Annotated in this window: 20 protein-coding genes; 9 read left to right on the forward strand and 11 right to left on the reverse strand. The window is 68.7% G+C overall.

Translation table 11 applies throughout. The features are described 5' to 3' along the window. Nucleotides 1-145: 145 nt before the first annotated feature. Both ACLNGM_RS01915 and ACLNGM_RS01920 read right to left on the reverse strand, forming a co-directional pair. Nucleotides 146-1,126 (reverse strand): bifunctional riboflavin kinase/FAD synthetase, encoded by a 981-nt coding sequence (locus ACLNGM_RS01915; protein WP_090962485.1) that lies wholly within the window; start codon nucleotides 1,124-1,126, stop codon nucleotides 146-148. Continuing rightward, the gene (locus ACLNGM_RS01920; protein ID WP_416356963.1) at nucleotides 1,123-1,962 is read right to left on the reverse strand and encodes a TIGR01459 family HAD-type hydrolase; all 840 of its coding nucleotides are present in this window, start codon (nucleotides 1,960-1,962) and stop codon (nucleotides 1,123-1,125) included. Before ACLNGM_RS01920 ends, ACLNGM_RS01915 begins: the two co-directional genes overlap by 4 nt. A 242-nt stretch (nucleotides 1,963-2,204) precedes the next feature. Here ACLNGM_RS01920 and groES point away from each other — a divergent pair, with 242 nt between their 5' ends. Together groES and groL are read left to right on the forward strand one after the other, a co-directional pair. Further along, a complete protein-coding gene (groES, locus tag ACLNGM_RS01925) occupies nucleotides 2,205-2,501 on the forward strand; it encodes a co-chaperone GroES (RefSeq protein WP_019996686.1) in 297 nt (98 codons plus the stop codon). Between the two features lie 73 nt (nucleotides 2,502-2,574). Next, entirely contained in the window at nucleotides 2,575-4,227 is a 1,653-nt protein-coding gene (gene groL / locus ACLNGM_RS01930; protein WP_090962480.1) for a chaperonin GroEL, read from the forward strand. Nucleotides 4,228-4,426: 199 nt separating this feature from the next. Here the strand turns inward: groL and ACLNGM_RS01935 are convergent, their stop codons facing one another. Continuing rightward, nucleotides 4,427-4,891, reverse strand: coding sequence for a DUF29 domain-containing protein (locus tag ACLNGM_RS01935; RefSeq protein WP_416356964.1), 465 nt, complete (start codon nucleotides 4,889-4,891; stop codon nucleotides 4,427-4,429). A 128-nt stretch (nucleotides 4,892-5,019) separates the two neighbouring features. On the opposite strand from ACLNGM_RS01935, the gene ACLNGM_RS01940 reads away from it, so the two are divergent. The 3 genes from ACLNGM_RS01940 to fumC all read left to right on the forward strand — a co-directional run bounded on the left by ACLNGM_RS01940 (nucleotide 5,020) and on the right by fumC (nucleotide 7,610). Further along, nucleotides 5,020-5,790, forward strand: a complete 771-nt coding sequence (locus ACLNGM_RS01940; protein ID WP_416356965.1) for a sulfite exporter TauE/SafE family protein — start codon at nucleotides 5,020-5,022, stop codon at nucleotides 5,788-5,790. An 89-nt stretch (nucleotides 5,791-5,879) separates the two neighbouring features. Next, the gene (locus ACLNGM_RS01945) at nucleotides 5,880-6,074 is read left to right on the forward strand and encodes a CsbD family protein (protein WP_055890594.1); all 195 of its coding nucleotides are present in this window, start codon (nucleotides 5,880-5,882) and stop codon (nucleotides 6,072-6,074) included. A 144-nt stretch (nucleotides 6,075-6,218) separates the two neighbouring features. Then, complete coding sequence (gene fumC / locus ACLNGM_RS01950; protein WP_416356966.1) at nucleotides 6,219-7,610, forward strand: class II fumarate hydratase; 1,392 nt, start codon at nucleotides 6,219-6,221, stop codon at nucleotides 7,608-7,610. A gap of 53 nt (nucleotides 7,611-7,663) precedes the next feature. On the opposite strand, the gene ACLNGM_RS01955 is transcribed toward fumC, so the two are convergent. Further along, a complete protein-coding gene (locus ACLNGM_RS01955) occupies nucleotides 7,664-9,649 on the reverse strand; it encodes a BCCT family transporter (protein ID WP_416356967.1) in 1,986 nt (661 codons plus the stop codon). Nucleotides 9,650-9,942: 293 nt separating this feature from the next. On the opposite strand from ACLNGM_RS01955, the gene ACLNGM_RS01960 reads away from it, so the two are divergent. Beyond that, nucleotides 9,943-10,329, forward strand: coding sequence for a DoxX family protein (locus ACLNGM_RS01960; protein WP_055890599.1), 387 nt, complete (start codon nucleotides 9,943-9,945; stop codon nucleotides 10,327-10,329). Nucleotides 10,330-10,390: 61 nt separating this feature from the next. Here the strand turns inward: ACLNGM_RS01960 and hisG are convergent, their stop codons facing one another. From hisG to ACLNGM_RS01980, 4 genes are all read right to left on the reverse strand, one after another. Next, complete coding sequence (gene hisG / locus ACLNGM_RS01965) at nucleotides 10,391-11,080, reverse strand: ATP phosphoribosyltransferase (RefSeq protein ID WP_090962466.1); 690 nt, start codon at nucleotides 11,078-11,080, stop codon at nucleotides 10,391-10,393. After that, nucleotides 11,077-12,249 carry an ATP phosphoribosyltransferase regulatory subunit gene (locus tag ACLNGM_RS01970; RefSeq protein ID WP_416356968.1) on the reverse strand — a complete coding sequence of 391 codons (1,173 nt, stop codon included), beginning with the start codon at nucleotides 12,247-12,249 and terminating at the stop codon, nucleotides 11,077-11,079. Before ACLNGM_RS01970 ends, hisG begins: the two co-directional genes overlap by 4 nt. A gap of 4 nt (nucleotides 12,250-12,253) precedes the next feature. Further along, on the reverse strand, nucleotides 12,254-13,756 hold the full coding sequence (gene hisS, locus ACLNGM_RS01975; RefSeq protein WP_416356969.1) for a histidine--tRNA ligase: 1,503 nt from the start codon (nucleotides 13,754-13,756) through the stop codon (nucleotides 12,254-12,256). Between the two features lie 110 nt (nucleotides 13,757-13,866). Further along, entirely contained in the window at nucleotides 13,867-14,508 is a 642-nt protein-coding gene (locus ACLNGM_RS01980) for a DNA-3-methyladenine glycosylase I (RefSeq protein ID WP_416356970.1), read from the reverse strand. 157 nt (nucleotides 14,509-14,665) lie between these two features. On the opposite strand from ACLNGM_RS01980, the gene ACLNGM_RS01985 reads away from it, so the two are divergent. From ACLNGM_RS01985 to ACLNGM_RS01995, 3 genes are all read left to right on the forward strand, one after another. Beyond that, nucleotides 14,666-15,379, forward strand: coding sequence for a DUF2927 domain-containing protein (locus ACLNGM_RS01985; RefSeq protein WP_416356971.1), 714 nt, complete (start codon nucleotides 14,666-14,668; stop codon nucleotides 15,377-15,379). Nucleotides 15,380-15,547: 168 nt separating this feature from the next. Next, entirely contained in the window at nucleotides 15,548-16,426 is an 879-nt protein-coding gene (locus tag ACLNGM_RS01990; RefSeq protein ID WP_416356972.1) for a L,D-transpeptidase, read from the forward strand. A gap of 119 nt (nucleotides 16,427-16,545) precedes the next feature. After that, on the forward strand, nucleotides 16,546-17,289 hold the full coding sequence (locus tag ACLNGM_RS01995) for a L,D-transpeptidase (RefSeq protein ID WP_416356973.1): 744 nt from the start codon (nucleotides 16,546-16,548) through the stop codon (nucleotides 17,287-17,289). 57 nt (nucleotides 17,290-17,346) lie between these two features. On the opposite strand, the gene glcF is transcribed toward ACLNGM_RS01995, so the two are convergent. From glcF to ACLNGM_RS02010, 3 genes are read right to left on the reverse strand one after another with little or no spacing between them, the layout of a single operon-like run. Continuing rightward, nucleotides 17,347-18,669 (reverse strand): glycolate oxidase subunit GlcF, encoded by a 1,323-nt coding sequence (gene glcF, locus ACLNGM_RS02000; protein ID WP_416356974.1) that lies wholly within the window; start codon nucleotides 18,667-18,669, stop codon nucleotides 17,347-17,349. Nucleotides 18,670-18,680: 11 nt separating this feature from the next. After that, the gene (locus ACLNGM_RS02005; RefSeq protein WP_416356975.1) at nucleotides 18,681-19,043 is read right to left on the reverse strand and encodes a DUF5615 family PIN-like protein; all 363 of its coding nucleotides are present in this window, start codon (nucleotides 19,041-19,043) and stop codon (nucleotides 18,681-18,683) included. Further along, a complete protein-coding gene (locus tag ACLNGM_RS02010) occupies nucleotides 19,043-19,285 on the reverse strand; it encodes a DUF433 domain-containing protein (RefSeq protein WP_416356976.1) in 243 nt (80 codons plus the stop codon). The genes ACLNGM_RS02005 and ACLNGM_RS02010 overlap by 1 nt, the downstream gene beginning before the upstream one ends.

The following is a 19,285-nucleotide window of genomic DNA, read 5'->3' on the forward strand; positions in this document are numbered from 1 at the left end:
GGCGGCACCTGTCAGCGCCGGCGCGGAACCGGGCGGCTAATTCGCGATCCGGCATGCGCGGAGGCGCCGGGCGGCAGGGCGGCCGTTCTGTCCATTGCCGCTTCCTATCAAAGGGAGTGGCCCGGTTCCAAGGACTTTTCTCGGATCAGAAGGTGAGCGCGGCGTCCAGCGGCGACAGGGGGCGGGCGCCGGCGAGAAGCGCGCGCGCTTCCGCGGCATCGATGTCCATGCGCGCGATCAGCGCCTCGGCCGAGTCGAAGCGTTCCTCGCCGCGGATGAAGCCGAACAGCGAGACCGAGACCGCCTCGCCGTAGAGATCGCCGGAAAAGTCGAACAGAAAGGTCTCGAACAGCGCCGCGCCGTTGTCAAAGGTCGGGCGGCGGCCGTAGCTCGCCACCCCGTCGTGGAGCGAGCCGTCGGCGCGGCGCAGGCGCACGGCATAGATGCCGTGGGCGAGCAGTCCGTCGTCCGGCAGAACCATGTTGGCGGTAGGATAGCCGAGCGTGCGCCCGAGCTTCGCCCCGTGGCTGACCGTGCCCTCGATCGTCCAGCGATAGCCGAGGAGCCCGGCGGCGGCGGCCGCATCGCCGTTCATCAGGTCTTCGCGGATGCGGCTCGAGGAGACCGTGTTGGCGCCCTCGTCGACGAAGGGCGCGATCGAGGTGACGCCGATGCCGAGTTCGGCCCCGCGCGCGCGCAGGAAATCGAGATCGCCCTGCCGGCGTGCGCCGAAACGGAAATCATAGCCGACGACGACGTGGCGCGCGCCGAGATCGCGATGCAGCGTCTCGGCGACGAAGGCTTCGGCGGGATGGGCGGCATAGTCGAGATCGAAGGGCTGCTCGACCACCGCCTCGACGCCGAGGAGGCCGAAGAGCCGGGCCTTCAAGGGCGCGGGGGTCAGGCGCTGCACCGGATGCTGCGGCCGGAACACGGTGCGCGGATGCGGCTCGAAGGTGAGCGCGAGGCGCGGCGCGCCGGTCTCGGCGGCGAGCGCCGCGAGCGTCTCGACCACCGCCTGGTGGCCGCGATGGACGCCGTCGAAATTGCCGATCGCGACGACCCCGCCGCGAAGCTCGCGCGGCAGCGCCGCCGCACCCGGAATGCGCTGGGCCGGCCCCGTCATCGGAGCGCGGGCATCACGTAGCGGGCATGGACGCCCCGCGCCAGAAGCTCGGCCGACAGGAGAACGGGATCGCCGATCACCTCGGCCAGTTCGTCGCGGTGGATGCCGTGCGAGATGAAGAGGCAGTCGGCGCCATGGTTCACCGCGCCGAGGACGTCAGTCATCAAGCCATCGCCGATGCACAGGACACGCGCCCCCTCCCCCACGACGCGGCGGGCGACGTCATAGATCGGGGCATGCGGCTTGCCGGCGAGGTGAACCGTGCCGCCGATCGAGGCGTAGACGGCCGCGACGGCCCCGGCGCAGGGGATCAGCTGGTCGCCGATATGGACCACGAGGTCCGGGTTGGCGCAGATCATCGGCAGGCCGCGGCCGGCGCAGCGCTCCAGGAGCGGGCGATAGGTCTCGGGATCTTCCGTGCGGTCGTCGAAGAGGCCGGTGCAGACGATCGCCTCGGCGCCTGTCTCGTCCTCCAGCTGCAGGCCGAGCCCGTCGAAGATGTCGAGGTCGCGCTCAGGGCCGATATGGAGCACGCGGCGCGAACCCGCCTCGATCAGCGCCCGCGTCGCGTCGCCCGAGGTGACGATCGCGTCGAAGCTGTCGCGCGTGACGCCGAGCGCCGCGATCTGGCGCTCGACGCCGCCGGCAAGACGCGGCGAGTTGGTGAGGAGCACGACCCTCTTGCCGGCGCGGCGCGCGCCTGCCAGCGCCGAGACCGCCGCCGCGTGGCTCGCCACCCCGTCGTGGACGACGCCCCAGACGTCGCAGAACAGGGCGTCGTAGCCCGCCAGCACCTCGTCGAGGCTGCGGATCGCGCGCATCGCGCCCTCGGTCATCGGGTGGCTCCGGCTCATGTCCATCGAAGGCCCCCGCGATATCGGAGCGCGGGGGGCGGGGTCAAGCAAGCGGCGGTCTTCCGCGACCTTGTGCGAAGCTGGCGGCACCCTTGACACAGGCGGGGCCGATCTCCTATCTCCCCACTCGTTAGCACTCGCCCACGTCGAGTGCCAGAGATCGGAACGGGTGCGCTCCGGCGGCCCGTTTCTTGTATCAAGCCTTTTGAGAAGGTTCGACTGAGATGGCCAATGTGAACTTCCGCCCCCTGCATGACCGCGTCGTCGTGCGGCGCGTCGAGTCCGAATCGAAGACCGCCGGCGGGATCATCATTCCGGACACCGCCAAGGAGAAGCCGCAGGAAGGCGAAATCGTGGCGGTCGGCGCCGGCGCGCGCGACGAGACCGGCAAGGTCAACCCGCTCGAGGTCAAGGCCGGCGACCGCATCCTGTTCGGCAAGTGGTCGGGCACCGAGATCAAGCTCGGCGGCGAGGACCTCCTGATCATGAAGGAATCCGACATCCTCGGGATCGTCGGCTGACCTCGTCGCCCCAACACATCCTTTCTTTTGAAACGGCGCGAGGCTTCATGAGCCGCGCCGAGGAGACAAGACCATGGCAGCCAAGGACGTAAAGTTCGGTCGTGATGCCCGCGAGCGCATGCTGCGCGGCGTTGACATTCTCGCCGATGCGGTGAAGGTCACGCTCGGCCCCAAGGGCCGCAACGTCGTGATCGACAAGTCGTTCGGCGCTCCGCGGATCACCAAGGACGGCGTGTCCGTCGCCAAGGAGATCGAGCTGGAGGACAAGTTCGAGAACATGGGCGCCCAGATGGTGCGCGAAGTGGCCTCGAAGACCAACGACAAGGCCGGTGACGGCACCACCACCGCGACGGTTCTCGCCCAGGCGATCGTCCGTGAGGGCGCCAAGGCGGTGGCCGCCGGCATGAACCCGATGGACGTCAAGCGCGGCATCGACCAGGCCGTCGCCAAGGTCGTCGAGACGCTCGTCTCCTCGGCCCGCAAGATCGAGACCTCCGACGAGGTCGCCCAGGTCGGCACCATCTCGGCCAACGGCGAGAAGGAAATCGGCCAGATGATCGCCTCGGCGATGCAGAAGGTCGGCAACGAGGGCGTCATCACCGTCGAGGAAGCCAAGACCGCCGAGACCGAGCTCGAGGTCGTCGAGGGCATGCAGTTCGACCGCGGCTACCTCTCGCCGTACTTCGTGACCAACGCCGAGAAGATGGTGGCCGACCTCGAGGACGCCTACATCCTCCTGCACGAGAAGAAGCTCTCCAACCTCCAGGCGATGCTCCCGGTCCTCGAGGCCGTCGTGCAGTCGTCGCGTCCGCTCGTCATCATCGCCGAGGACGTCGAGGGCGAGGCGCTCGCCACGCTCGTCGTCAACAAGCTGCGTGGCGGCCTGAAGATCGCCGCCGTCAAGGCGCCGGGCTTCGGCGATCGCCGCAAGGCGATGCTCGAGGACATCGCGATCCTCACCGGCGGTCAGGTCATCTCCGAAGACCTCGGCATCAAGCTCGAGAACGTCACGCTCGACATGCTCGGCCGCGCCAAGAAGGTCTCCATCACCAAGGAGAACACCACGATCGTCGACGGCAACGGTGAAGCCGACGGCATCAAGGCCCGCGTCTCGCAGATCAAGCAGCAGATCGAGGAGACCACGTCGGACTACGACCGCGAGAAGCTCCAGGAGCGCCTGGCCAAGCTCGCGGGCGGCGTTGCGGTGATCCGCGTCGGCGGCTCGACCGAGGTCGAGGTCAAGGAGAAGAAGGACCGCGTCGACGACGCGCTCAACGCGACCCGCGCGGCCGTGGAAGAGGGCATCGTTCCGGGCGGCGGCGTGGCGCTCCTGCGCGCTTCGAACGCCGTGGACCTCAAGGGCGAGAACGCCGACCAGGACGCCGGCATCGCCATCGTACGCAAGGCGCTCCAGGCCCCGATCCGTCAGATCGTCCAGAACGCCGGTGGCGAGGGCTCGATCGTGGTCGGCAAGATCCTCGACAACTCGTCGCTGACCTACGGCTACAACGCCCAGACCAGCGAGTACGGCGACATGATCCAGGCCGGCATCGTCGACCCGGTCAAGGTCGTGCGTTCGGCGCTGCAGGACGCGGCCTCGGTCGCGGGTCTCCTCGTCACCACCGAAGCCATGATCTCCGAGGCCCCCAAGAAGGACTCGGGCGCCGGCGGCATGCCGGGCGGCATGGGCGGCGGCATGGGCGGCATGGGCGGCATGGACTTCTAAGTCCGTCAGGACACGGAAGGCCATAAAGCCGCCGATCCCGAAGGGTGCCGAAACCGGGCAGGTCCGGTTTCGGGTGGCGGCATGGACTTCCAAGTCCCGCTGTTCAGCTCAGCTGAATGCAGGAAGGCCCGGCGGAGCGATCCGCTGGGCCTTTTCGGTTTGTGAGAGGGAAGGCACCGACCCGTTCCACCAGGGAAACTCACTCCGGCAGGAAGTCCTGGTCGCGAAGCTGGTCCAGCGAATAGGGGCAGCCGAGCGGAAAGGTTTCGAGCGGGAGGCGCGTTTCGATCGCAGCTTCCCGGCGTGCGACCCGGTAGGCTTCGTCCGCGATCGCCTCCGCACCGGCTTTCAGGGACGGATTATCCTGCTCGCGATCGAGGATGTTGCCGCGCTCCCGCAGGATCGTCAGCTGCCACGAGCGAGACCGACGCGAGGGCTGGAACTGCCATTTGAGAAGGTGTGCGATCAGGACGCGGTAGCTCGACCGAAGGGCATGCCGCTGTTCTCGTCCCATGCTCTCCACCTCCTCCACCAGATTCGCCAGATCGAGTTCCCCGAAGCGCTTGAGGCGCAGGAGCTCGGCCTGTTCGAAGGCCCAGGCGTGGAAGTCGTCCTCGTAGTCGGTGGGCGAGGCGAAGTAGGGCTTCTCTTTGGCGAGGCTCATCGCAGGCCTTTCCGGTGACCGTCGAAAAGGAAACTAGCGTTCCGACGACGGATTTGCACGCGGGCGTGCATTGTCACCGCCTTCCTCCGCTCCCATAAGCCCTCGGATCGGATCGCGGGGGCGGGCATTTGAGCGAGTTCTTCATCTTCTTCTTCGTCGGCGCGCTGGCGCAGCTCGTCGACGGCGCTCTCGGCATGGCCTACGGCGTCATCTCCTCGACCGTGCTCCTCGGTTTCGGCGTCCCGCCCTCCGTCGCCTCGGCCTCGGTGCATACGGCCGAGCTCTTCACCACGGCGGCGTCGGGCACCGCCCACATCGCCAACCGCAACATCGACTGGAAGCTGTTCTGGCGGCTCGTGCCCTTCGGCATCCTCGGCGGCGTGCTGGGGACCTATGTCCTGACCTCGGTGGACGGATCGACGATCCGCCCCTTCGTCGCCGCCTATCTCGGCATCATCGGCGTGATGCTGACCCTGCGCTCGTTCCGCAAGATGCCGCGGGCGCAGACGCCGATGGGCCTCGTGCCGCCGCTGGGCGCCGCCGGCGGCTTCCTCGATTCGGTCGGAGGCGGCGGCTGGGGGCCGATCGTCACCTCGGGGCTCCTGGGTGCCGGCGGCCAGCCGCGCTTCGTCATCGGCACGGTGAACGCGGCGGAATTCCTCGTCACCCTCGCCGTCTCGCTGTCGTTCCTCCTCGCCCTCGTGACCGGCCATTGGGAGGAAGCCGGAGACCTCTCGACCCATGCCCTTTCGGTGCTGGGGCTGATCGCCGGCGGCATCCTCGCCGCACCGCTCGCGGGCTACGCCGTCCGGAAGATTCCCGAACGCCTGCTCCTGCGCATTGTCGGCATCCTGATCTGCGTCCTCTGCCTCCAGCAGATCGTCACGCTTCTTACATAAATGTAATCCTTGGCCAGGAACCTAATTTCTCGACTCCCGTTTTTTCCCCGACGCCAGCATGAGCTGGCCCAACGAAACGGAGCAATTCCATGGTCGACAAGAATCAGGTCCAGGGCGGCGCGAAGGAAATCGGCGGCAAGATCAAGGAAGCCGCTGGCAAGCTGGTCGGCAACGACCGCCTCCAGGCCGACGGCATGGCGGACCAGGCCGAGGGCAAGACCCAGAAGAACTACGGCAAGGTCAAGGACGCCATGAAGGACCAGGTCGGCCTGAAGAAGCACTGACCCGCGTACGAATCGTTTGAGTGGAAAAAGCCGGCCGAAAGGCCGGCTTTTTCGTGTGCGCGACGGGTTTCTCGGCGCCGCACGGCATGGTAACGCCGCCCGGACGGCCCGGCGTTCCGCGGGCGGCTTTCCGAGGGGAATGCGATGACCAAGACCCGCCGCGAGACCGATTCCATCGGCGCGATCGACGTGGCCACCGATCGCTACTGGGGCGCCCAGACCGAGCGCTCGCTGAACAACTTCCGCATCGGCACCGACCGGCAGCCGATCGCCGTGATCCACGCGCTCGCCACCGTCAAGAAGGCCGCTGCGCGCGTCAACCAGGGCTACGGCAAGCTCGACGCGACGCTCGCCGACGCGATCGTCACGGCCGCCGACGAGGTGATCTCGGGCAAGCTCGACGACCATTTCCCGCTCGTCGTCTACCAGACGGGATCGGGCACCCAGACCAACATGAACGTCAACGAGGTCATCTCGAACCGCGCCATCGAGGCGCTGGGCGGCGAGATGGGCTCCAAGAAGCCGGTTCATCCGAACGACCACGTCAACATGGGCCAGTCGTCCAACGACGTGTTCCCGACCGCGATCCACGTCGCCGTCGCGATCGAGGCCACGAACCGCATCCTGCCGGCGATCGACAAGCTCCATGCCGCGCTCGACGCGAAGGCGAAGGCGTTCGACCACATCATCAAGATCGGCCGCACCCACACGCAGGATGCGACGCCGATCACGCTCGGCCAGGAATTCTCGGGCTACGCCGCCGCGCTCAAGCTCGGCAAGCGCCGCATCGAGCAGGCGATCGAGGACGTCTACGCGCTGGCGCAAGGGGGCACGGCCGTCGGCACGGGCCTGAACGCCCCGGTCGGCTTTGACGTGAAGATCGCCGACGAGATCGCCAAGCTCACGGGCCTGCCCTTCCGCACGGCCGAGAACAAGTTCGAGGCGCTCGCCTCGCATGGCGCGCTGACCTTCTTCCACGGGAGCCTCAACGCGCTGGCGACCGATCTTTTCAAGATCGCCAACGACATCCGCTTCTTGGGGAGCGGCCCGCGCTCGGGCCTCGGCGAACTCTCGTTGCCCGAGAACGAGCCCGGCTCCTCGATCATGCCGGGCAAGGTGAACCCGACGCAGGCCGAGGCCCTCACCATGCTCTGCGCCGAGGTGTTCGGTCACGAGACCACGGTGACGGTCGCCTCGAGCCAGGGCCATTTCGAGCTCAACGTCTTCAAGCCGGTGATCGCCAATGCGGTCCTCTCCTCGATCCGGCTCCTGGCCGACGGCATGGACTCCTTCCGTGAGCACTGCGTCGACGGCATCAAGGCCAACGAGGACCGCATCCGGTCGCTGATGGAACAGTCGCTGATGCTGGTAACGGCACTCGCCCCGACGATCGGCTACGACAACGCCGCGACGATCGCCAAGACCGCTCACAAGAAGGGCACGACCCTGCGCGAGGAGGCTCTCGCCTCCGGCCTCGTGTCGGGCGAGGACTACGACCGGATCGTCGACCCGGCGGCGATGACGCGTCCGGGCTGAGAGGGCGCGGCGGACATGACGACAAGGGCCGCCTCGCGCGGCCCTTTCCGGTTTCAGGCGCGCGCTGCGGGCGAGCCGGTGTAGAGCTGCGTGCTCTCGGCCTGCGTCAGGATCTGGTAGCGCTCGAACTGGGCGAGGACGTCGGACAGGACGTCGGCCTTGGTGAAGCCGGTCACGTCGTAGCCGCGACTGCCGTCGGAAAAGATCGTCCGGGCCGCCCAGATCATCCGCCGTCCGTCCAACGAGGTGCGCGTGTCGGCCGCCGAGAAGACCATCGCCGGCTGCGCCACCGGCTCGACCCCGTAGACGAAGTCCCGCGCGCTCTCGGCCGGAACGGTCAGGACCACCGGGCCATCGCCCTCCCCGTCGAGCCGCGCATCGAGCCCGCGCCGCACGAGTTCGTCGCGCACGTCCGACAGGGCGGGTCGGGCGGTGCTGTCGATGAAGCGGCGCACGTCTCGCTTGTTTGGCTCGTGCAGGATCGCGCCGAGCCGCGCCTGCCAGCTCGCCCCGCGCACGAGAACCGCCGGCTGGGCCTGCCGGTGCTCCATCGCCCGCGCGACGTCGGCCTGCATGCCGCGCAGAAGGCCGAAAGCCAGAAGCAGGAGAATGACGGCGAAGGGCAGCGCGGCGATCAGTGTCATCGTCTGCAGACCGACAAGCCCACCGGCGAGCAGAAGCAGCGCCGCGACCGTCCCTTGCACGACGCACCAGTAGATGCGCTGCCAGACGGGCGTGTCGTCACGGCCGCCCGAAGCGAGGGCATCGACGACGAGCGAGCCGGAATCGGCCGAGGTGACGAAGAAGATACCGACGAGGATGACAGCCAGCGTCGATGTGATGCCGCTCAGCGGCAGGTACTCGAAAAACTGGAACAGGGCGACCGGCAGGTTCTCCTGCACCTCGCGCGCAAGGGCACCCGCCGCCGGGCCGAGGTCGAGGGAAATGGCCGAGTTGCCGAAGACGGTCATCCAGAAGAACGTGAAGGTCGAGGGCACGAACAGGACGCCGAGAACGAACTCGCGCACCGTGCGCCCGCGCGAGATGCGCGCGATGAACATGCCGACGAACGGCGACCAGGAGATCCACCAAGCCCAGTAGAACAGCGTCCAGTCGCTGATCCAGGCGCGCGGCTCGTAGGCGTAGAGCGTGAAGGTGCGCGGCAGGAGGTCGTCGAGATAGGCTCCGATGTTCTGGACGAAGGCCTTGAAGATGAAGGTCGTCGGCCCGACCACGAGCACGAAGAGCATCAGGACGATGGCGACGACGAGGTTGCCCTCCGACAGGCGCCTCACCCCGGTGTCGAGGCCGGAGACGACCGACACCGTCGCTGCGCCCATCACCACGGCAATCAGCAGGATCTGCACCCAGACCGTGTTGGGCACGCCGAGGAGATGGTTGAGGCCGGCGTTCATCTGAAGGACGCCAAGGCCGAGCGAGGTCGCGATGCCGAACACCGTGCCGCAGATGGCGAAGACGTCCACCGCATGGCCGACGGGGCCGTCGATGCGCTCGCGGATCAGCGGATAGAAGCCGGAGCGGATCGTCAGCGGCAGGTTGTAGCGGAACGAGAAATAGGCGAGCGACAGGCCTACGACGGCATAGATCGCCCAGGCATGAAGCCCCCAGTGGAAGAAGGTGAACTCCATCGCCTGGCGCGCGGCCTCGAGGGTGCGCGGCTCTGCCTCGGGCGGCACGGAATAGTGCAGGACAGGCTCGGCGACCGCATAGAACATGAGGCCGATGCCCATGCCGGCGGCAAACAGCATCGCCAGCCATGACGCATAGGGGTAGTCCGGCTCGGCATCGTCCGGCCCGAGCTTCAGCCGGCCGAAGCGGCTCAGCGCAAAGAACAGGACCGAGAACAGGAGAATGCCGACCGTCAGGAGGTAGAACCATCCGAACGTGTCGAGCACGAAGGCCTGAGCCGCGCCGAAGAGACGCTCCGCGTCGCGTGGGAAGAGGACGCCGACGAGCACCAGCGCCGCGATGATCGCGCTGGCGGGAAAGAACACGGGCGGACGGATCTTGGATGTCATGGCAGGCTGGAACTCGGTACACAAAGAAACGGCGGATGGCTGCGGATGCAGCGCCGAACGCGCGTCCGACTTTCCCGCCTAAGATTCAGCTAGGGCATAACCCGCGCGAACCCAGCGATTGTGGCCGCTCTTCGACGCGTACGCCGAGATTGTCGTGCATCCGGCAGCCAATCGCGTCGATTGGTCTTCCCGGCGTTGACGATCAGTCGCGTTTCGCTAGCCTATGCCGCGCTCGCGCGCTGCGTCAGAAGTTCGCTCACGGATTTCTTCAACGCACCCACGGAGCCAGCCTCATGAATTCCGCCGCCCTTCTCGCCGGACGCGTCCTCCTCTCGATCCTCTTCATCGTGTCCGGCTTCGGCAAGCTGACGGGCGCAGCCGGCTTTGCCGGTTATCTCGCCAGCCTCGGCGTGCCCGGCGGCATCGCCATGGCCTATCTCGTCGGCGCGGTGGAGTTCTTCGGCGGCCTTGCGATCCTCGTCGGCTTTCAGACCCGCATCGTCGCCTATGTGCTCGCCGTCTTCACGGTCGGCACGATCCTGACCGCCCACATGGGCGACGCCACGCAGGCGATGAAGAACCTGTCGATCGTCGGCGGCTTCCTGGTGCTCGGCGCGGTCGGCGCCGGCGCCTACTCGGTGGACGCACGCCGCGGCACCCCGACGCTCGCCCGCGTCTGATCGCCCGACGTCATCGGCCGTTCTTAAGCGGCCGCCCTTAGGGGCGGCCGTTTTGCGTGGGTCAGAACCGCGCGATGAGCGCGTCCAGCGCGGCCGCACGGCCCGCATCCCCTTCAGAGCGATGGGCGAGCGCCAGGCAGGCCTCGGAGCGCAGGATCACGCCGTCCTTCAGGACGCGCAGCCGGTTGGCGGTCAGCGTCGATCCAGTGGAGGTGATGTCCACGATGATGTCGGCCGAACCCGCTGCGGGCGCCCCTTCGGTGGCGCCGAGGCTCTCGACGATCCGGTAGCTCTGGATGCCGTGGCTCCTCGTGAAGAACCCTTGCGTCAGCCGCCAGTATTTGGTCGCAATGCGAAGGCGCCGGCCGTGGCGCTGGCGGAACGAGGCGGCGACGTCGCCGAGATCTTCCATCGTCTCGACGTCGATCCAGCTGTCGGGTACGGCCACCACCACGTCGGCATGGCCGAAGCCGAGCCGTGAGACGATGCGCCCGCGCCGGTCGAAGTCGGGCATCGTCTCGCGCAGGAGGTCCTCGCCGGTGACGCCGAGGTCGATCGCCCCGTCGCGCAGTTCGCGCGCGATCTCGGACGCCGAGAGAAGCAGGACCTCTAGCCCCTCGGCCCCCTCGACGCGGGTGCGGTAGGAGCGCGCGTCATCGCTCGGGTGGACCGTGATGCCGGCTTCACCGAGCGCGGCGACGCACTGATCCTTGAGGCGGCCCTTGGACGGAATGGCAAGCGTTAGGGTCATGGCCGGCCCTCCCCCCCGGCGGCCATGGCAGCCGCGATCCGGTCGAGATCGAGCGCGAAGCCGACCGCCGGGATCGGCGTCGGCGCGCCGAGATAGGAGACGAGCCGGTCGTAGCGCCCGCCGCCGACAAGCGGTTCGGCGCCGGGCGCAGCGGCGATCTCGAAGACGAGGCCGGTGTAGTAGTCGAGCGTGCGCCCGAAGGCGGCGCGATAACGGATGGAGCCGAGATCGACGCCGGCCGCCCGCAGCGACGCGGCACGGTCACGGAAGAGATCCAGCGCCGGTCCGAACTCGACGCCCGACTGTGCCTCCATCGTCTCCAGCCGTGCGGGCGCCTCGCTCAGCGGGCAGTCCAGCGCGAGAAACGCCCGCAAGCGGTCGAGATAGGTCGAGCGCAGCCGCGTGTTGGCGAGCGCCATCTTCTCGACCAGCCGCTCGGCAATCTCCTCAGGGGTGCGCCCGCGGTTCGGCGGCAGGCCGCCCGCGTCCATCAGGGTCCGCACGTGTTCGGCCAGCGCCACCGTGTCGCCGCCGCGCAGAAGCGCGCGCACCGCCGGATCGAGATCGAGCGGGTCGCTGTCCGCCTCGCGCGACAGGGCGGCGAGCGCGGCCTCCAGAAGATCGTCGCGGCCGAAGCAACGCACGAGCCTGCGCTGCCAGCCGGCCGGCAGGTCGAGTGCGGTCAGGAACGCCTCGAACAGCGCCTGATCGCCGACGGTGACCGCGGCCGGCTCCGGCAGCCCGCAGGCGCGCAAGGCGGCCAGCGCTTCCGCCAGCGCCTGCGAGTCGGCGGCCGCGCGGTTCTCTTCACCGAGATTTTCGATGCCGGCTTGACGGAACTCGGCCGGCTCGCCCCGGCGCTGGCGGAACACCGGTCCGTTGTAGGCATAGCGCCGCGGCAGGCCGGCGGCCCCTTCGATATGGGCCAGGCAGACGGGGATCGTGAAGTCTGGGCGCAGGCACAAGGTCTCGCCCCCCTCGCCGCGCGTCAGAAAGATGCGCCGGCGCAGGTCCTCGCCGGCCGTGTCGAGATAGGGCTCGGCGCGCTGCAGGAGCGGCGTCTCCACCGTCACCGCGCCGAGATCGGCAAACAGGGCTGCGAGCGCGGCGTCGGAGGGCGCCGGGCTGCCGCCCGGCCGCGCGGCGCCCGATCCGGTCAGAAGGCTCATCGCGTCAGGCCGCCCCGCCGGCGCGCTCGAGGATCGCCCGGACGGCGGCCACCAGATCGGCCTCGTCGACGAGTTCCTGACCGGCACGCATCTCGCGCCATTCGGCGTTGTCCTCGACGCCGGCCGAGAGCTCCTTGCCAAGCGCGAGGTCCTTGACCTGCACCTTGCCGGCCGCCTTCTCGTCGCCGCCCTGGATGACGACGACGGGCGCGCCGCGCCGGTCGGCATATTGCAGCTGCTTGCCGAACTGCTTCGGATTGCCCTGGAAGACCTCGACCGGCACGACGGGCTGGCCCGGACCGTTCAGCGCGGCCCGCAGCTGCGTGGCCATCGCCTGGTAGTCGGCCATCCGGTCGCGGTCCATCACGGTGACGACCACCGGGCCGGTGCGCCGCTCGCCTTCGAGGCGCCCGAGGTTCTTCAGCGCGGTCTGGAGGCGCGAGACGCCGATCGAGAAGCCGGTCGCCGGCACCGGCGTCGCAAGGAAGCGCGAGACAAGGCCGTCGTAGCGCCCGCCGCCGCCGACCGAGCCGAACTGCACCTTCTGGCCCTTCTCGTTGACGACGTCAAAGAGAAGCTCGGCCTCGAAAACGGGACCGGTGTAGTATTCGAGGCCGCGAACTACGGAGGGGTCGATCCTGACGCGATCGGCCTCGTAGCCGGCGGTGCGCGCGAAGCTCTCGATCTGGGAGAGTTCGTCGAGACCGCCATCGACACCCGCATGGCCGCCGAAGGCTTGGCGCACGCCCAACAGCCCGTCCGCGTCGAAGATCCTGAGGACGCGTGCGATCGTCTCGCCATCGAGCTCCGCGCCCTTGGTGAAGTCGCCCTTGCCGCCGCTCTCGTCGAGGCGACCGGCCCCGAGCAGAAGCCTCACCCCATCCGCGCCGAACTTGTCGAACTTGTCGAGCGCGCGCAGCACGGTCAGCCGCCGCCCCTGGTCGCCCTCGAGGCCGATCGCGTCGAGAATGCCGTCCAGCACCTTCCGGTTGTTGACCCGGATCACGTACTGGCCCCGCGCGATGCCCAGCGCTTCCATCGTGTCGGCCATCATCATCGCCATCTCGGCGTCGGCCGAGACGTTCGGCGCGCCGACGATGTCGGCGTCGAACTGCATGAACTGGCGGAAGCGGCCGGGACCCGGCTTCTCGTTGCGGAAGACGTAGCCCGCCCGGTAGGAGCGGTAGGGCTTCGGCAGGTCCTCGAAATTCTCGGCGACATGGCGTGCCAGCGGCGCGGTCAGGTCGTAGCGCAGGCTCAGCCACTCCTCGTCGTCGTCCTGCAGCGAGAAGACGCCCTCGTTCGGGCGGTCCGAATCGGGCAGGAACTTGCCGAGCGCGTCGGTGTATTCGAAGAAGGGCGTCTCGACCGGCTCGAATCCGTAGGTCTCGTAGACGTGGCGGATGGTGGCGAGCATCCGGTCCTGCGCGTAGAGGTCGCTCGCGCTGCGATCCACGAAGCCGCGCGGCTGGCGCGCCTTGACGCGGGAGGGCTTCTTCGGGGCCATGGGTCGTTCCAGACGTGACGGGGCGGAGCCCATCGGGGGCCCCGCGAGACGATGTGCGAATAGCACGCCTCCTAGCCCATCCCCGCCCCGAGCGGCAAGGTTTGCAGGACTTATGCGGGCCGCGCGAACGCCGCCCGCGCCTGCTCGCACTCGTCCCTGATGCAGCAGCCCTCCAGATGGTCGTTCACGAAGCCCATGGACTGCATGAAGGCATAGGCCGTGGTCGGGCCGAAGAAGGTGAAGCCTTTCGCCTTCAGCGCCTTGGCGAGCCGTCGGGAGGCGGGCGTCTGCGGGTTGGCGCGCGCCCAATCGAGCGTGATGCGGCCGGGCCGCTCCTCCGCCGGGGGCTCGAAGCGCCAGAGGAAGGCGGCGAGCGAGGCGCCGGTCTCGTCCCGCAGACGCCGCGCCGCCCTGGCGTTGTTGATGGCGGACGCGATCTTGCCGCGATGGCGCACCACGCCGGGGTCGGCGAGGATGCGCTCGACGTCGGCCTCGCCCATCTCGGCCACCGCCTCGATCGCGAAGCCCGCGAACTGGCGGCGGAAGGCCTCGCGCTTGCGCAGGATGGTGATCCAGGACAGGCCCGACTGGAACCCTTCGAGGCAGATCTTCTCGTAGAGCCGGTCGTCGTCGGCGCTCGGCCGGCCCCATTCGCGGTCGTGATAGGCGACGTAGTCCGCCCCCTCGCCCGCCCAGGCACAGCGCGCCGCGCCGTCGGCGCCGATCCGGAGGCCCTCCGCCGTCGTCTCCATCCCGCGCTCCCTCGTCCCCGATCGTGATGCGGCACATTTGCCGTGGACTGTCGCCGGTCCCGGCTTGCGCGTCGCCCTCCCCGCCCGCCAACTGGCGGCAGGCCGGCAGCATGGGCATGTGAGCGCGATGGTTTGGGGCAAGCGGGGCAGAAGGGCAATGGCAGGTCGCCTCGGCGGCGCCGTGCTCGTCGCCGTTATCCTGTCCGCCGGCCCGGCGGCGGCCCAGCGCCTGCCGCCCGACGCCGCGCTGATCGACGGGTTCGAGCGCGTGGTGTTCGGGGCGGAGATCACCGGGTCCTTCAGCGATTCGAGCTATCTCAAGCGCTTCGCCGGCCCGGTGCGCTACCGGATCGACAACACCGCGGCGACCGATCGCCGCGCGGCCGTGCGCGCCTTCATGCGCCAGATCCGCCGGCAGATCGGCGGGCTAGAGACCCTGGAAGCCAGACCCGGCGAGGACGCGAACTTCGTCGTCCACGTCGTCGACCGCCGCGACTACCAGCGCGTCGGCCGCGAGGTCTATCGCAGCCCGTTCATGCGCGTGCCCGGCAACTGCGTGGTGCGCGCCTCCTACGGGCGCGCCGGCATCACGCGCTCGGACGCGATCATCGTGTCGAACGAGGGCGACGCGCTGTTCCGCCGCTGCCTGATCGAGGAGGTCCTGCAGGGGCTCGGGCCCCTCAACGACAATGCCGGCGCCCCCGACAGCGTCTTCAACGACACCTCGAAGCTGACGAACTTCGGCCCCTACGACCGGGTGCTGATGAACATGCTCTACGATCCCCGGTTGAAGCCCGGCATGAGCCAGGCCGAGGCCGCGCCGCTCCTGCCGGCCGTCCTGCGGGACGCGCGCCGCCGCGCGCGCGGCTGAGGCACCGGAGGCTTTACCGCCCGTTCACCCTGCCCTGCGGAAGCGCGGGACAGCGAACCTCCGGGGCCTCGCGATTCACCTTTCGCTGGCGATTGGCCCGGCATCCTCGACCCAAGGTTTCCGCGCTTCTCCCCAAGGGTCGCTGCGCCGTTTGAACGAGGTCCCCGGATGCGCCTGCTCCTCGCGTTCTCAGCCCTGTCGCTGATCGGCTCCCTGACGCTTGCGGCCGAAGCCCGCGACCGCCGCCCGCTCGCCGTGCCGCCCAGCGTCGCCGAGCCCTGGGTGCGCCAGCTCTCGCCGGGCTCGGGCGTCGTGCCGGGCTATGCCCGCCGCCATCTCGCGCCCCCGACCGCGCCGGGCACCGTGGTCTTCGAGGGCAACATCCCGGTCGGCGTGATCCCCGAGGGCGGCGGTCCGATGCAGCCGCTGGGCGCCTATCGCGAAGGCCGCGCGCCGGTCGTCTTCGGGGAACCCGCCCGCCGCGCCGCGCCCGTGTTCGGGAGCGCGCGCCGCTCCAGTGCTCCCGTCTACGCCTCGGCGTTCGCGGCCCCGCGCACGGCCGCCCGGCGCGAAGTCGCACCGCGGGGCATGGACCCGGCCTTCCTGCCGCAGCGCGTCGACTATGCCGGCGGCTACGCGCCCGGCACGATCGTCGTCGATACGCGCTCGCACTACCTCTACCATGTCGAGACCGGCGGTCGGGCGATGCGCTACGGCGTCGGCGTCGGCAAGGAGGGCTTCGGCTGGTCCGGCAGCCACAAGGTCACCCGCAAGGCCGAATGGCCCGGCTGGACGCCGCCGGCCGAGATGATCGCCCGCGAACGCGCCAAGGGCCGCATTCTGCCGGCTTACATGCCGGGCGGCGAGGCGAACCCGCTCGGCGCGCGCGCGCTCTATCTCGGCTCGACGCTCTACCGCATCCACGGCACCAACCAGCCCTGGACCATCGGCCAGTCGGTCTCCTCCGGCTGCATCCGCATGCGCAACGAGGACGTCATCGACCTCTTCGATCACGTCGACGTCGGCACCCGCGTCGTCGTGCTCTGACTGCAACAGAGAGTTGCAAATCCGCGACCGGGGACTCGGCATGGGCGACGACGCGCTCCACCATTGTCCGTGACCCTTATCGAACCCATCCTCCGCTCTCCTGCCAAGGGAACCCGCCCATGAAGACGACGCCTTTCCTCCTCGCCCTCATGGTGGGCCTCGCGCCCTTCGCGGCCCCGTCCGCCGCCAACGCGCAGGCGCAGGTGCGGGTCTACGACCACGCCAGCGGCCAGTGGATCTCGGGCGACCGCGCCCGCATCCGCACCGAGACCGTGCAGCGCAAGACGCAGATGATGAAGAAGCCGGACGCGCGCTTCGCCCGCCAGTCGGTGCGCATCGCGACGAAGGAGAAGCCCGGCACGATCGTGATCGATACCGACCGGAAGTTCCTCTACTTCGTCGAGGGCAACGGCATGGCGACGCGCTACGGCGTGGGCGTCGGCAAGGAGGGCTTCTCCTGGGGCGGCACCATGTCGATCGGCCGCAAGGCCGAATGGCCGGGCTGGACGCCGCCGGCCGCCATGCGCGTGCGCGAGAAGGCCAAGGGCCGCATCCTGCCGGCCTACATGCCGGGCGGCCCGGAAAATCCGCTCGGCGCGCGCGCCATGTATCTCTATCGCGGCGGCGGCGACTCGATGTTTCGCATCCACGGCACCAACCAACCCTGGACGATCGGCCTCAACATGTCGTCGGGCTGCATCCGCATGATGAACGACGACGTCGCCCATCTCTACGAGCGGGCCAAGCGCGGCACCAAGGTCGTCGTCATCGGCCCGGGCCAGCCGAACCGCCTCGTGCAGGAGACCGGCACCGTGCGGCCGGCCGGCCGGAAGCCCGGCCTGTTCGCCGGCGTCTTCGGCTGATCGCCACCCGGCAAGACATATCGAACGGCCCGCCTCTGCGCGGGCCGTTTGCCGTTTCTACTCTGCCGCGACCGCGAGCGGACGGGGCGTAAACGATTCGAGCGCGGCAGGCTTCTCGCCGCCGAACGCCCAGTCGAGAAGCTCGACCGTGTGGACGATCGGGATCGCGGTGGCCGAGCCGATCTGCGTCATGCAGCCGATGTTGCCGGTCGCGATGATGTCGGGGTGGATGCGTTCGATATTGGCGACCTTCCGGTCGCGAAGCCTGGCCGAGATCTCCGGCTGCAGGATGTTGTAGGTCCCGGCCGAACCGCAGCACAGGTGCCCCTCCGGCACGTCGCGCACCGTGAAGCCGGCCTGCGCCAGAAGCACCTTCGGCGCCTGGCTGATCTTCTGCCCGTGCTGCATCGAGCAGGCGGAATGATAGGCGACGACGGCGTCCACCGGCCGCTCGGGCAGGGGCAGGTCGAGCGTCGCCAGATACTCCGTCACGTCCTTGGCCAGCGCCGAGACGCGCGCGGCCTTCTCGGCATAGGCCGGATCGAGCCGCAGCATATGGCCGTAGTCCTTGATCGTCGTGCCGCAGCCCGACGCCGTGATCACGATGGCCTCGAGCCCCCGCCCCTCGATCTCGGCGGTCCAGGCGTCGACGAGGCGCCGCGCGAAGCCGAGCGCCTCGTCCTCGCGCCCCATGTGGTGGACGAGCGCCCCGCAGCACCCCTCGCCCGGCGGCGAGACGACCTCGATGCCGAGCCGCCCCAGGAGCCGGACGGTTGCCGCGTTGATGCCGGGATCGAGCACCGACTGGGCACAGCCTCCGAGGATCGCGACGCGCCGCCCTGCGGACGCAGGCGCAGAGGGCCGCACCGGCGCGGCCGGCAGGTGCGCCGGCGCAAGCCTCAGCATCGCCGCCAGGGGCTTCAGCGGCTTGATCCCGTCGAGCACGCCCGCCAACGGTCGCCCGAGCCGCGCGGCCCGGAGCGCGAAGCGGAAGCGGCGGGGATAGGGCAGGACCTTGGCGAGTAACCACCGGATCAGACGGTCGGGGACCGGGCGCCGGTAAGTCCGCTCGATATGCACCCGGGCATGGTCCACGAGATGCATGTAGTTCACGCCGGACGGGCAGGTCGTCATGCAGGCGAGGCAGGACAGGCAGCGATCGATGTGGGTGACGGTCTTCTCGTCCGCAGGCCGGTTGTTCTCCAGCATCTCCTTGACGAGGTAGATGCGCCCGCGCGGGGAATCGAGCTCGTTGCCGAGCGTGACATAGGTCGGACAGGTTGCCGTGCAGAAGCCGCAATGCACGCACTTGCGCACGATCCCTTCCGTATGGGCCGTGTCCGGATCGCGCAGGGCTTCGGGGGTGAAGGCGGTTTGCATGGTGACCCCTGTCAGGCCTTGAACGGTTTGACGGGCGGCTCGGGCAGACTGCCGTCCAGTCCCAGAAGCGCGTAACGTCTCATCTCCAGCTTTGGAATGCGCTCTGCAATGGCGTCGGCTTTTGCAAGCGATGACTTCCGATCCAACTCCGGGACGATCAACACTGAAATCTCGACCTGTTTCAGCGGGCGCTGAAAAGGCATGTTGCGATCCTGGGTTATCAGGATCGAGAAGCCACTGCTGACCGCAGCATCCAACATCTGCCTGTCGGAAAGACCTCGCCAGGCATCTGGAAAGGCGGTTGTGTCGAAGCCGCGCTCGGTGAGAAGACTTGCGAGACTCCGCGGAATGCCCTCGTCGAGAACGATCCGCATCAAGCTGCTTTAAGACGAAGCGAACGCACCGCGAGGCGCACGGCCGCTTCGGCGCGGCCTCGACCGATCGAGGGGAAGTCGTCGAGGATCTCATCTAGGGTAGAGCCACCGAGAAGGCTCTCGAACAGCACATCGACCGGTATCCGCGTCCCCTTGAAGACAAGCGCACCGCTCATGACATCGCGGTTCTCTTCGAACAGGTCTTCCTCTGTCACGCCGGTCTCCATCGATTGCTCGGCCAC

It is taken from the genome of Aureimonas phyllosphaerae (genome assembly GCF_047943035.1).
GTDB lineage: Bacteria > Pseudomonadota > Alphaproteobacteria > Rhizobiales > Rhizobiaceae > Aureimonas > Aureimonas phyllosphaerae.